Source organism: Hydrogenophaga sp. FG152, assembly GCF_057809615.1.
This window is the reverse complement of sequence record NZ_JBMDKH010000010.1, coordinates 154,837-168,081: the sequence shown is the minus strand read 5'-3', so window position 1 is coordinate 168,081 and position 13,245 is coordinate 154,837. Positions and strand designations below refer to the sequence as shown.

General features: G+C 69.9%; 10 protein-coding genes. 3 read left to right on the top strand and 7 right to left on the bottom strand.

The window, feature by feature from the left end:
• Positions 1 to 30: 30 nt before the first annotated feature.
• Positions 31 to 1,539, top strand: a complete 1,509-nt coding sequence (locus ACODTB_RS14070) for an amidase (RefSeq protein ID WP_291111488.1) — start codon at positions 31 to 33, stop codon at positions 1,537 to 1,539.
• Between the two features lie 12 nt (positions 1,540 to 1,551).
• On the opposite strand, the gene ACODTB_RS14065 is transcribed toward ACODTB_RS14070, so the two are convergent.
• The 7 genes from ACODTB_RS14065 to ACODTB_RS14035 all read right to left on the bottom strand — a co-directional run bounded on the left by ACODTB_RS14065 (position 1,552) and on the right by ACODTB_RS14035 (position 9,839).
• Entirely contained in the window at positions 1,552 to 2,466 is a 915-nt protein-coding gene (locus ACODTB_RS14065; protein WP_488929417.1) for an AraC family transcriptional regulator, read from the bottom strand.
• Positions 2,467 to 2,564: 98 nt separating this feature from the next.
• Positions 2,565 to 3,671 (bottom strand): DUF1513 domain-containing protein, encoded by a 1,107-nt coding sequence (locus ACODTB_RS14060; protein WP_291111493.1) that lies wholly within the window; start codon positions 3,669 to 3,671, stop codon positions 2,565 to 2,567.
• On the bottom strand, positions 3,661 to 4,755 hold the full coding sequence (locus ACODTB_RS14055) for an imelysin family protein (RefSeq protein ID WP_291111497.1): 1,095 nt from the start codon (positions 4,753 to 4,755) through the stop codon (positions 3,661 to 3,663). The genes ACODTB_RS14060 and ACODTB_RS14055 overlap by 11 nt, the downstream gene beginning before the upstream one ends.
• On the bottom strand, positions 4,752 to 6,245 hold the full coding sequence (locus tag ACODTB_RS14050) for a di-heme oxidoreductase family protein (protein ID WP_488929416.1): 1,494 nt from the start codon (positions 6,243 to 6,245) through the stop codon (positions 4,752 to 4,754). The genes ACODTB_RS14055 and ACODTB_RS14050 overlap by 4 nt, the downstream gene beginning before the upstream one ends.
• A 143-nt stretch (positions 6,246 to 6,388) precedes the next feature.
• Positions 6,389 to 7,573: an imelysin family protein gene (locus tag ACODTB_RS14045; RefSeq protein WP_291111499.1), complete on the bottom strand. Its 1,185-nt coding sequence runs from the start codon at positions 7,571 to 7,573 to the stop codon at positions 6,389 to 6,391.
• A 132-nt stretch (positions 7,574 to 7,705) separates the two neighbouring features.
• A complete protein-coding gene (locus ACODTB_RS14040) occupies positions 7,706 to 9,103 on the bottom strand; it encodes an aminopeptidase P N-terminal domain-containing protein (protein WP_291111501.1) in 1,398 nt (465 codons plus the stop codon).
• A 40-nt stretch (positions 9,104 to 9,143) separates the two neighbouring features.
• Positions 9,144 to 9,839, bottom strand: a complete 696-nt coding sequence (locus tag ACODTB_RS14035) for a nucleotidyltransferase family protein (RefSeq protein WP_291111527.1) — start codon at positions 9,837 to 9,839, stop codon at positions 9,144 to 9,146.
• Between the two features lie 208 nt (positions 9,840 to 10,047).
• Between ACODTB_RS14035 and tkt the strand changes: the two genes are divergently transcribed.
• Together tkt and gap are read left to right on the top strand one after the other, a co-directional pair.
• A complete protein-coding gene (gene tkt, locus ACODTB_RS14030; protein ID WP_488929415.1) occupies positions 10,048 to 12,141 on the top strand; it encodes a transketolase in 2,094 nt (697 codons plus the stop codon).
• Between the two features lie 43 nt (positions 12,142 to 12,184).
• Complete coding sequence (gene gap, locus ACODTB_RS14025) at positions 12,185 to 13,183, top strand: type I glyceraldehyde-3-phosphate dehydrogenase (protein ID WP_291111505.1); 999 nt, start codon at positions 12,185 to 12,187, stop codon at positions 13,181 to 13,183.
• Positions 13,184 to 13,245 lie beyond the last annotated feature (62 nt).

The following is a 13,245-nucleotide window of genomic DNA, read 5'->3' as shown; positions in this document are numbered from 1 at the left end:
CATCAACCCGCTTTTTTTCAGAGGAGCACCATGGCATTCAACCTGCCGAACAAGGACCGCCTGCACCGCCTGGGCGCGGAGCTGGGCATCGACGTGGACGCGGACTACGCGCAGACCGTGCTGGACATGCTGGCACCGCTCGTGCCCGAGTTCCGGGCCCTGGACCGCCTGCCGCACGAGCCCTTGCCTGTGCACTACCCGCGCGCCGGCGGCACGCGCCCCGAGCCGCAGGACAACCCCTGGGGCGCCTGGTGGATGCGCACCGACATCCGGGGTGCGGCCCAAGGCAAGCTGGCCGGCCTTCGCCTGGCGATCAAGGACAACGTGCAGATCGCCGGCGTGCCGATGATGAACGGCGCCTCGCTGCTCGAAGGCTTCGTGCCCGATGGCGATGCCACGCTGGTCACGCGCATCCTCGATGCCGGCGGCCACATCGTGGGCAAGTCGGTCTGTGAGTATTTCTCGTTCTCCGGCGGCAGCGCCACCAGCGCCACCGGCCCGGTGGAGAGCCCGCGCAACCCGGGCCACACGCCCGGCGGCTCCACCACCGGCAGCGCGGCGCTGCTCGCGGCCGGCGAAGTGGACCTGGCCATCGGCGCCGACCAGGCCGGCTCGATCCGCATCCCGGCCTCGTTCTCGGGCATCGTGGGCCTCAAGCCCACCTACGGCCTGGTGCCCTACACCGGCGTGATGGGGCTGGACTACACCATCGACCACGTGGGCCCGATGGCGCGCGACGTGGCCGGCGTGGCCTTGTTGCTGGAGGTGATCGCCGGCGAGGACGGCATCGACGGCCGCCAGCGCAACCTGCGCGTGGACCGGTACACCGAGGGCCTGGACCGTGGCGTGAAAGGCCTGCGCATCGGCGTGGTGACGGAGTCGTTCGGCTTGCCCGAGTCGCACCCGGGCACCGACGCGGCGGTGCGCGCCGCTGCCGATGCGCTGCGCGCGGCCGGCGCGATCGTGGACGAAGTGTCGATTCCCTGGCACCGCCACGGCTTCGCGATCTGGAGCGCGATCGCCAACGAAGGCACGTACCACACGCTGTACGGCGGCCAGGGCGCGGGTCACCTGACCACGGGCGCCTACCCGCTCGGGCTGATGACCGCGCTGGGCGGGCTGCGCGAGCGCGCCAACGAGATGCCGCACACGCTCAAGATCGGCATGCTGCTCGGCGCCTACGTGCACCAGCAGTACCAGGGCCGCTACTACGCGAAGGCGCAGAACCTGCGCCGCCGCCTGCGCCAGGCCTACGACGACGCGCTGGACGGCCGCGACCTGCTGCTGATGCCGACCACGCCGTTCCCCACGCTGCCGATTCCGCCGGCCGATGCCAGCGTGGCCGAGGTGATCCAGCACAGCTGGACCATGCTGGCCAACACCAGCGCGTTCGACCTCACCGGCCACCCCGCCATCAGCGTGCCGTGCGGCGAGGCCGACGGCAAGCCGGTGGGCCTGATGCTGATCGGCCGCCACTTCGACGACGCGCTGGTGCTGCGCGCGGCCGCCGGCCACGAGCGGCTGCACGCTGGCCGCTGAGGCGCGCCGGCCTCAGTGCCGGCGGGGCGATCGCACCTCGCCCAGGGCCGTGCGGTAGGCGCGCGGTGAAAGCCCGGTGGCCTTGCCGAACACGCGAGCCAGGTGCTCGGCGTTTGAAAAGCCGCTCTGGCGCGCCACCACCTCCATCGTCAGCGCCGTGGTCTCCAGCAGGCGGCGCGCCTGCGCCACGCGCAACTCGGTCACGTACTGCAGCGGCGAGCGGCCCGTGGAGGCCTTGAAGCAGCGCATGAAGTGGTACTTGGTGAGGCCGGTCTGGGCCGCCAGGTCGTCCAGGCTCAGGTCCTGCGCGAGCTGTTCCTTGATGTGGTCGATCAGCCGCGCGAGCTGGGCCGAGGGCAGCTTGCGCACCGCCGGCCCGGCGGGCGCGCGCGTGTTCCATTGCCGCGCCAGCTCGTTGGCGATCACGGTGCAGTAGCTGTCCACCAGAATCTGCGGGCAGTCCTGCGAGGCCTGCTGCATGAACTGCGTGAGCGCCTGGTAGATCATCGGGTTGGCGAAGCCGCGCTGCGACAGTTCCCACAGGCCGTCGTTCGGATTGCGGTGGCCCAGCTCGTCGAGGAGCGCGGCCAGGTCGGTGGCCGACAGCGCGAGCAGGGTCACGTCCGCGAAACCGTCCTTGAGCCAGCGGTAGGCGTTGCCCGCAGGGAAAAGGTGCAGCGGGTGCGGATGGCTGCTGAAGTGGTCGCGAAAACCCCAGCCGAAATCGAACAGCGCGCGCTTGAGCCGGTACTGGTTGGCGGCCAGCAGCACCACCTCGTCCAGCGGCGGGATGTCTACCGTGTGGGCCTCGAAGGTGCAGTGGATGAGGCGGCCCCGGCACCGGCCGCCCAGGGGCGTGACCTGGTCCAGGTGGAAGTTGGGCGAGCGGGACAGCACATTCGCCAGGTGCGGTGCGACGGTGTTCATGGGCAGCTAGCGATCACCCTTCCGGCCGCCAACGTGCCGGGCGCCTGATTCTGCCACCGCACCACACGGCGGGGGTGGCGCGGTGGCGGGTACCCGCCTCAGGCCTGGGGCCAGACGGCCCAGTGGTTGTCGATCTGCAGGCGCTCGCCGCCGCGCGCATGGGTGCGGGCCTCGGTGCCTTCGGGCGCGCACCACACGCCCTCGGCGCCGCTGGCCCACCAGTGGCCCCGGTCGGCCGCAAGCGCGTAGGCCTCGCGATGCGCGAGGTTCTGCGACCAGCGCGCGTCGGCGCCGAACAGGGCCAGTGCGTCCGCGCGCGGGCAGCTCACCACGAAACCGCCCTCGGGCAGGGCGCAGATGTCGCCGCCGTAACCCTGCACCGCAGGTTGGGCCAGCGAGGCCTGCAGGCGCTGGCCGTTCCACCCGGCGAACACCGGCGCGCGCCGCTTGGCGTCGGCATCGGGGTGCTCGGCCTGCAGCGCGATACCGACCGTGCGCGACACCGGGTCCCAGGCCAGGTGGCGGATGCTCAGGTACGGGTCGTCCAGGCGCCACTGGCCCAGCACCGCGCCGTCGCGCGGGTCCAGCGCCACCAGCGAGGCGTCCATGCGGTCGAGCTGGCGCTTGCTGCGGCCGGTCTCGGGCAGCGTGGGGATGCCGCCGTTGGCCACCAGCAGGCTGCCGGCCGGGATTTCGCCCACGCGCTGCGGCAGCACGATGAGCTCGTGCGGGTCCATGCCCTGCGTGGCCCATTCGGCGGTCTTCTCCAGTGTCTTCGCATCGCGCGTGGCCAGGCGCCCCTGCGCGTTGTCGAGGTCGGTCTCGGTGGTCCAGAGCGTGCGGCCATCGGGGCTGGCGACGGCGTGGCCGTTGAAGCGGCGGTCGTCCTCGATCCAGTGCCATTGCGTCTGCCCGCTCGCGGGGTGCCAGCGCAGCAGCCAGTCGCCCGGCCGGCGCGCGGTGGCCAGCACGCTGCCGCCGCTTTCGAGCAGCAGGCCGTGCGCGCGCGTGGGCACGGCGAGCGAGCGCTGCACCGACCAGCGCGCGCCGTCCACCTCGATCACGCCGATGTGGTGTTCGCTCGGGGTCTGCCAGGCCGAGACCAGGCGCGCGCCAGTGGTGCGCGCGGCCCAGGCGGGAGCGAGGCCCAGGGCCGCAGCGGCGACCAGCCAGCGGCGGCGTGAGATAGCGTTATCAGTCTCCATCGGCGTCCGAAAAACCGAGAGGCACATCCAGGGCGGCCGCGACCTCGTTCTGGAACAGCACGGTCACGGCCTTCATCGACTTCGTGAGCGCGAGCAGCTCGCGCTCGCTGGAGCGCGGCGTGAGCTTGTCCATGCCGGCCGTGACGGTGTCCAGCGCCTGGCCCCATTTCTGCGCCAGCGCGAGCTGGCCGCGGCCCATGAGCAGGGCTTCCATCGGCACCAGGGCCTGGCCGGCGGCGGGTGGTTGCGCACCGGGGGGCAGGCGGCCCTGCTGGCGCAGGCTTTGCCATTGCGCGCGCCAGTCGCGCAGGTTGCTCTCGCGGTCGAGCCGCGCGTAGGGCACCGGCGCGCCCCTGGCTGCGTTGCCCGTGGTCTGGTGGGTGGTGATGGGCTTTTCGATGTGGGCCCAGCGCAGCCGCTCCAGGCCGGCGAGCCACTGGTTGACCCATTCGGCGAGCGAGGCGGTGGTGACTTCGGGCTCGTCGTCCCATTCCTTCGTGGCCCATTGGCCGAGTTCGTCGTTCAGGGCGCGCGCCTCGGCGGCGATGCCCTGCGCCACCAGCTCGGCGTAGCGGCACGCCGGGGCCGGCGCGGGCTGGCGGCTGCCGGCCCACTGGTTCAGCAGCAGTTCGAAGGCAGGGAAACCTTTGGCGGGCGTGCCCACGCGCTCCATGTCGGCCAGCGTGTCGGGAGTTTTCTCCATCGAGCGGCGCAGCAGGTCCGGGCGCGTGGGCCAGAAGTCGATCTGGCGCTGCGAGCGCCGCGCGACCAGCGGCCCCACGGCCGGCGTGGACAGGGTCTCCCAGCTCACCAGCGTGTCCTGCCACTGCGCGAGCAGCGCGGGCAGCGTGGCCTGGCCCTTGCAATGCCGGGCCGTGGTCTCGACCAGGCGGTCGGCCTGGGCCTGGAAGTCGCGCACCAGCGGCGGCAAGTGGTGCGTGTACAGGCCTTGCAGGGCCTGCTCGGCCGAGTAGTAGGGCGCGGCCACGATTGGGGCGGTCTGGGCTGATGCGAGGCCGGCCAGCGTGAGGCCAAGGGCCAGCGCGGCGGCGCACTGGGTGAGGGCAAAGCTTCTGGGTGTCATAGCGACTCCACGAATTTCACGAGCGCGCTGCGGTCGGCCCGTTTCATCTTGAGCACCTGCTCCTTGGCCGCCTGGGCCTCGCCGCCGTGCCAGAGGATGGCTTCGAGCACGCCGTTGGCGCGGCCGTCGTGCATCAGGCGGGTGTGGCCGTTGACGTCCTTGATGAGCCCGATGCCCCAGAGCGGCGGGGTTTTCCACTGGCTGCCGCTGGCGAGGAAGTCGGGACGGCCGTCGGCCAGGTCCGGGCCCATGTCGTGCAGCAGCAGGTCGGTGTAGGGCCAGATGCGCTGGCCCTTGAGGGCGGGGCTGGTGAGCGGCGGGAACGGGCCTTCGGCCGTGACGTAGCTCGGGCGGTGGCAGGCCGCGCATTGCGCCTGCGCGAACAGCGCCTGGCCGCGCAGCACCTGCGGGTCGTTCACGTTGCGCCGCGCCGCCGGGGCCAGCGTGGCCTGGTAGAAGATCACGTGGCCCAGGGTCTCGTCGTCGATCTCGGGCTTGAGCGCGGTCGCGTGGGCCGCCGGCACGATGCCGTCGCGGCCGGTGGTCTTGCCGCCGCCGTGCGGCGCGGCCAGGCAGTCCTTCTGCGTGGGGGTGCAGGTCTCGTGCGGGAAGGCGTTGGAGGTGATGCCGATGTCGCCATGGAAGGCGCCGGCGGTCTGGTGCGCGAGTGTGGCGACGTTGGCCTTCCAGCCGAGGCGGCCCAGGCGCTCTTCCTGGGCGAACACGTCCCACACGCGGTTGGGCTGGCCCTTGATGGGGCCGGGCGCGGCGGCCTGTTCGCGCGCATTGCGCAGGATCTCGGCATCGGGGATGGCTTCGATCAGGCCGATGCCGGCGAGCTGCGGCGCGATGCGCGGGCTGACCATGAGGCCTGGCGCGAACGGTCCGTAGGCGAGGTCGGTCAGCTTGTAGATCGGTTTCTGCAGCGTGTAGCGCGTGCCGTCGGCGAAGCGGCCCTGGAGGGCCTGCTGGCGGATCTCGACCCGGCCCTCGGGCTTCACGCCCTGGATGGCGGCGTTGTTGAACTGGTCGCCGTACACCGGGTCGGGCCGCACGCCGGCCTTGGGGTCGGGCGTGCCGGCCACCGACAGGCGCATCAGCAGCGCCACCGTGCCCTCGGGCTCGGGCCCCAGCGTGTTCTTCCACGCGGGTGGTTCGCCGCGGCCGTCGAGCACGTGGCAACCCGCGCAGGAGCGCGCGATGAAATGCGGGCCCAGGCCGTCGCGCGCGGTGGTCGAGGCCGGTGCCTCCACCCAGTTGCGCTTGAAAAAGGAATTGCCGATCACGAAGCGCGTGCGCCCCGGATCGTCCAGGTTGGCCAGCGGAAACGAAAACGCGTTCTTGCCCGTGGCGTAGACCGTGGTCGCGCCACCGGTCTTCTCACCCAGCGGATCGGGCGCCTCGTCCGCATGAAGGACCAGCGCGGTGGCACCAAGAAACAAAGCCCCCATGGCGAGCGCAAGGCGCGTGGCTTTGGGAAAGAGCGACATGATGAAAAGCCCGGGCAAACAGAGGGGATGTCAATCCAGAGGGGACAAGGGTCCGGCTCCGCCGGCCCGAGACCCCGTCCCCCCTCCCAGCGCCGAAGGCGCGCCAGAGAGGGGGGAAGCCGCGCAGCGGCGCAGGGGGGAGTTCAAGGTTCGACGAGGGTCAGCTTGGCGATGCCCACCGCGCTGGCCGACTCCACCAGCAGCTTGGACTGTTCCACCAGACTGGCGACGGTCTTCTCGATCGCCGGGCGGCCGGCCGAGCCCTTGGCGATGGCGCGGTCGAACGGGGCGGGAATGGCTTCGGCGCCCGCCACCGATGCGGCGATCTGCGAGGTGGTCTTCTCGGCCAGGTCGGCCTTCCTGGCGGCCACCAGGTCGCGCACGCCCGGGCCTTGCAGCACGCTGCCGTCGCGCTTCTTGTACTGGCCCAGCCACACGTTCTGGATGCCGGTGGCGTTGGTCACGATGTCGCGGTGCGTGTTGTCGGAGAAGCAGGAGTGTTCGTCTTCCTGGTCCTGCGAGTTCAGCGCCACTTCCATGCGCTCGCCCGAGAGTTCACCGCGCGAGAGCGAGCCCAGGCCCACGATGATCTTGCGCACCGATTCCTTGCCGCCCTTCTCGAAACGCGCGCGGTAGTTCTTCTGGCCCGGTGCCCAGGCCTTGACCAGGAAGTTCAGGTCGTCCACCAGCAGCTCGGTGGCCACGGTGAGGAACTGGCGGCGGCGGTCGGCGTTGGGTGTCTTGCCGTCCACGTAGTCTTCGAACGAGCGGTTGCCCGGGCCGGTCTCGCTCAGGTCCTGGCCCCACAGCAGGAACTCGATCGCGTGCCAGCCGGAGCTGATGTTCTCTTCACCGCCGCGTTCGTTGAACTTGGCCAGGTTGGCCTTGCTGATCTTGAACTTGGTGTTGGCGATCAGGCCGGCCTTGGGCTTGCCCTGCACGTAGTCCACATAGGCTTCGTCCAGCGGCCAGGCGTTGATCTGGCCTTCCGGGCCCTTGTCGTCGTCGATCGGGCCGCCGTAGAAGCGGAAGGCCTCGGTCTGGCCGTAGAACTCGCGGGCACCCAGCCAGGCCTTGCGCGCGGCGGCCAGGCCGTCGGCCGAAGGCGCGGCCACGAAGGCCTTGATGGCGGCCTGCATCTCCTGCGCGGCGGCCAGGGTGTCGCTGTAGTTGGCGTGCACCAGCGCGGCGTAGTGCGTGGCCACGGTGGCGTAGGTCGCCGCCGCAGGCGCGCTCGCCGCCGCGGGTGCGGCGGCCTGGGCGTGGGCCGGTGCGTGCAGCAGGGACAGGGTGGCCGACAGGGCCAGAACGAGCAGGGTGGGTTTCATGGCGGAAGGGCTCGGAGTGAAGGAATCGGGCCGGCAGTGCCGGCGGGTCTCACAGTGTAAATGAGAATGATTCCTGCTATCTATCCAAGACCCGTCCGCCGATGGGCCCATCGGCGGTGTTCTTGACCTGCGTCAAGCGCGCATCAGGGCTTCGATCTCGTCGGCCTTCACCGGCACATCGCGCGAGATGAGTTCGCAGCCGGTCGCGGTGACGATGGCGTCGTCCTCGATGCGGATGCCGATGTTCCAGAAATGCTCGGGCACGCCTTCGCCCGGGCGCACGTACAGGCCGGGTTCGATGGTCAGCACCATGCCGGGCCGCAGCACGCGGCTGGGCCGGTCCTTGATGGTCTCGCCGCTGAGCGGGTCCTTGCGCTCGCTCACGCTGCCCAGCTCGGCCGGCTCCACGTAGCTGCCGCAGTCGTGCACGTCCATGCCCAGCCAGTGGCCGGTGCGGTGCATGTAGAACGGGAAGTAGGCGCGGTTGGCGATCACGTCCTGCGCGTTGCCGACCTTGTTGCGGTCGAGCAGGCCGACGTCGAGCAGGCCCTGGGCCAGCACCGCCACGGTGGCTTCGTGCGGGTCGACGAAGCGCGCGCCGGCCTTGGTGGCGGCCACGGCGGCGTCCTGGCTGGCGAGCACCAGGTCGTACAGCGTGCGCTGCGGGCCGGTGAAGCGGCCGTTGGCGGGGAAGGTGCGGGTGATGTCGCTGGCGTAGCCGTCGAGTTCGCAACCGGCGTCGATCAGCACCAGCTCGCCGCTGCGGATCGGCGCGGCGTCGGCGCGGTAGTGCAGCACGCAGGCGTTGGCGCCGGCGGCGACGATGCTGCCGTAGGCCGGGTACTGCGAGCCATGCTCGCGGAAACTGTGCAGCAGCTCGGCGTCGAGGTGGTACTCGCGCACGTCCTGCCCGGCGCGCAGCATGGCCGCGCTGCGCTGCATGGCGCGGATGTGGGCCTTGGCGCTGATCTGCGCGGCGCGGCGCATGGTGGCCTGTTCGAAGGCGTCTTTCACCAGGCGCATCTCGTCGAGGATGCCGCAGAGGTCGCGCTGCGATTCGGGGCACAGCGCACCGTAGCGCACGCGCGCGCGCACCGGTTGCAGCCAGCCGTTGATGCGGCTCTCCAGCCCCGCGTGCGTGGCGAAGGGGTACCACACGGTCTGGCGGTTCTCCAACAGCTTGGGAAGGCGCTGGTCGAGTTCGGCGACGGAAAATGCCTCGCTCACGCCCAGGTGTTCCGGTGCGGCTTCAGGGCCCAGGCGGATGCCGTCCCAGATCTCGCGCTCCAGGTCCTTGGGCTGGCAGAACAGCGTGGTCTGGCCCTCGGCGGTGATCACCAGCCAGGCGTTGGGCTCGGTGAAACCGGTGAGGTAGTAGAAGTAGCTGTCGTGCCGGTAGATGAAATCGGTGTCGCGGTTGCGCGGTCGTTCCAGCGCGGTGGGCACGATGGCGATGCCGCCGGCACCGAGCTGGGCGGCCACGCGGGCGCGGCGCTCCGCGTACAGGGTGGTGTGGGTGGTGGAGTCCATGCGGGCCATTGTCGGCGTTTTGCCGCGCCCGCGCAGGCGGTCAGCCCAGTTCTTTCAGGCGCTCGGGCGTGCCCACGTCGACCCAGGGGCCGGTATAGAGCTCGGCGCTCACCAGGCCGGCGCTCATGGCGCGGCGCAGCAGCGGCGCCAGCGGCTCGGCCGTGCCCTGCGGGTTGCCCGGCACGATTTCGCACCAGGGCGCCTCGAACAGTTCGCGGCGGTACAGGCCGATGGTGCTGTAGGTGTGGCGCGTGTCGGCCTCGTTGAGCGCGAGGCCCTCGGCGCTCAGGCCGAAATCGCCGCGTGGGTGGTGCGGCGGGTTGGGCACCAGCCAGAGGTGGGCGAGCTGGCCGCTGGCCTTGAAGCGGGCCACGCTGGTCGGCGTGAAGGCGAACTCCGGCGCGTACACGTCGCCCGCGAGCACCCAGAACACATCACCCAGCAGCGGCAGCGCGCGCGCGATGCCCCCGGCGGTTTCGAGCGCGTAGCCGAAGTCCTGGCCTTCGCGCGAGACGGTCACCTCGGTGCCCGGGTGCTGCGCCTGCCAGTCGGCGCAGAAGGCGTCGATCTGTTCGCCCAGCCAGGCGGTGTTGACCACCAGGCGCCGGAAGCCGCCGGCCAGCAAGGCCTCCATCGGCCACTGCATCAAGGGCCGGCCCTGCACCGTCAGCAGGGGCTTGGGTGTTTCGTCCGTCAGGGGGCGCATGCGCATGCCGCGCCCGGCGGCAAGCAGCATGGCCGGGATGGGGGCGGTGGCAAGTCGGGTCATGGGTGGTGGACGGTGGGCGTACCGGGTTCACAGGGCCCGACGCATCCGGAATTATGAGCGCCTGCGCGCAACTCGGCCGGCCGTCGGGGGCGCCGGTTCGGGCGGCCCGATAAAATCCTCTGTTTTGCGCCGCCGCGCAATGGTTCCTTCCTCATACCCTCCCCCCCAGCACCCCATGTCCGACGCCGCCAGCACCCCCACCCGCACCGCCCCCGCCGCTTCGGCCGTGACCGCCCAGACCCAGGCCAACGCCATCCGCGCCCTGGCCATGGACGCGGTGCAACAGGCGAACTCGGGCCACCCTGGCGCGCCCATGGGCATGGCGGACATGGCGGTCGCCCTCTGGGGGCGCCACCTGCGCCACAACCCGGCCAACCCGCAGTGGGCCAACCGCGACCGTTTCGTGCTCTCGAACGGCCACGGCTCGATGCTGATTTACGCGCTGCTGCACCTCACGGGCTACAAGCTGCCGATCGGCGAACTCAAGAACTTCCGCCAGCTGCACAGCAAGACCGCCGGTCACCCCGAGGTGGGCATCACCCCCGGCGTGGAAACCACCACCGGCCCGCTGGGCCAGGGCATCACCAACGCCGTGGGCATGGCGCTGGCCGAGAAGCTGCTGGCGGCCGAATTCAACCGCGACGGCCACACCATCGTCGACCACCACACCTATGTGTTCCTGGGCGACGGCTGCCTGATGGAAGGCATCAGCCACGAGGCCGTGGCCCTGGCCGGTGCCTGGAAGCTCAACAAGCTGATCGCGCTGTACGACGACAACGGCATCTCGATCGATGGCCAGGTCACGCCCTGGTTCATCGACAACACCGCGCTGCGCTTCACCGCCAGCGGCTGGAACGTGATCGGCCCGATCGACGGCCACGATACCGACGCCGTGGACCGCGCGATCGCCGACGCCAAGAACAAGGCCAGCATGGGCACCTTTGGCCCCACGCTGATCATCTGCAAGACGCACATCGGCAAGGGCAGCCCGAACCGCGCCAACACCGCCAAGGCGCACGGCGAGCCGCTGGGCGGCGAAGAGATCCAGTTGACCCGCGAGGCCCTGGGCTGGATGCACAAGCCCTTCGAGGTGCCGCAGGACGTGTACGCCGCCTGGGACGCCAAGGCCGCCGGGCAGGCGGTGGAGGCCGACTGGAACGGCCAATTCGCCGCCTACAAAGCCGCTTTCCCCGAACTGGCCAAGGAGTTCACCCGCCGCATGAAGGGCGAGCTGCCGAAGAACTTCGCGCAGGTCGCGGTGGACGCCGCCGTGGGCGCGCACACCAAGGCCGAGACGGTCGCCAGCCGCAAGGCCAGCCAGCTGGCGCTGGAGACCTTCACCGCCGCGCTGCCCGAGCTGCTGGGCGGCAGCGCCGACCTCACCGGCTCCAACCTCACCAACACCAAGTCCACCCCCAGCCTGCGCTTCAACATGGCCGGTGACGTGGTGAAGAACGAGCAGGGCCAGGGCGGGCGCCACATCAACTACGGCGTGCGCGAATTCGGCATGGCCGCGATCATGAACGGCGTGGCGCTGCACGGCGGCTTCATCCCCTACGGCGGCACCTTCCTCACCTTCAGCGACTACAGCCGCAACGCCATCCGCATGGCTGCGCTGATGAAGCAGCGCGTGATCCACGTGTTCACGCACGACTCCATCGGCCTGGGCGAAGACGGCCCGACGCACCAGTCCATCGAGCACGCGGCCAGCCTGCGCCTGATCCCCAACCTGGACGTGTGGCGCCCCGCCGACACGGCCGAGACCGCCGTGGCCTGGGCCGTGGCGCTGGAGAACGCCCACCGCCCGACCGCGCTGCTGCTCAGCCGCCAGAACCTGCCTTACGCGCCCAAGAACGACCTGGGCCACATCAGCCAGGGCGCCTACGTGCTGGCCGAGCCGGCCGAAGTGGGCCTGAAGAAAAAGGCGCAGGCCGTGATCATCGCCACCGGCTCCGAAGTGCAGCTCGCCCTGAAGGCGCAGGAACTGCTGGCGCGCGAGCACAAGATCGCCGTGCGCGTGGTCTCCATGCCCAGCACCACCACCTTCGACCGCCAGACCGCCGCCTACAAGGCCTCGGTGCTGCCGGCCGGCGTGCCGCGCATCGCGGTCGAGATGGGCACCACCGACGGCTGGTGGAAGTACGGTGTGGCGGCTGTCGTGGGCATCGACACCTACGGCGAATCGGCCCCGGCGCCGGTGCTGTTCAAGCACTTCGGCTTCACCGAGCAGAACGTGGCGGACACGGTGCGCGCCGTGCTCGCGAAGTGAATTTTTGTTAACCCCTTTTGAAACCTTCCAGGAGAGACGAGACATGACGATCAAGATCGGCATCAACGGCTTCGGCCGCATCGGCCGCAACGTGCTGCGCAGCGCCATCCAGAACTTCAACGACATCGAAGTGGTGGCGATCAACGACCTGCTCGAACCCGACTACCTGGCCTACATGCTGCAGTACGACAGCGTGCACGGCCGCTTCAAGGGGGAAGTCAAGGTCGAGGGCAACACCCTGATCGTCAACGGCAAGAAGATCCGCCTCACGCAGGAACGCGACCCCGCCAACCTGAAGTGGAACGAAGTCGGTGCCGACGTCGTCATCGAATCCACCGGCCTGTTCCTGGACAAGGTCACGGCCCAGAAGCACCTGGACGCGGGTGCGAAGAAGGTCATCCTCTCGGCCCCCTCCAAGGACGACACCCCGATGTTCGTCTTCGGCGTGAACGACAAGACCTACAAGGGCGAGGCCATCATCTCCAACGCCTCGTGCACCACCAACTGCCTGGCGCCGATCGCCAAGGTGCTCAACGACAAGTGGGGCATCAAGCGCGGCCTGATGACCACGGTGCACGCGGCCACGGCCACGCAGAAGACGGTGGACGGCCCGAGCAACAAGGACTGGCGCGGTGGCCGCGGCATCCTGGAAAACATCATCCCCAGCAGCACGGGCGCGGCCAAGGCCGTGGGCGTGGTGATCCCCGAGCTCAACAAGAAGCTCACGGGCATGAGCTTCCGGGTGCCGACCAGCGACGTCTCGGTGGTGGACCTGACGGTGGAGCTGAACAAGGAAGCGACCTACGAAGAGATCTGTGCCGAGATGAAGGCGCAGAGCGAAGGGGCCTTGAAGGGCGTGCTGGGCTACACGACGGACAAGGTGGTGGCCACCGATTTCCGGGGCGACACGCGCACCTCGATCTTCGACGCCGACGCGGGCATCGCGCTGGACAAGACCTTCATCAAGGTCGTGAGCTGGTACGACAACGAATGGGGCTACTCCAACAAGTGCCTCGAAATGGTTCGCGTCGTCGCCAAGTAAGCGCAAGCTCACTCGACTGAAAAAGCGCCTTCGGGCGCTTTTTTGTTGCCTGGCACCTAAGG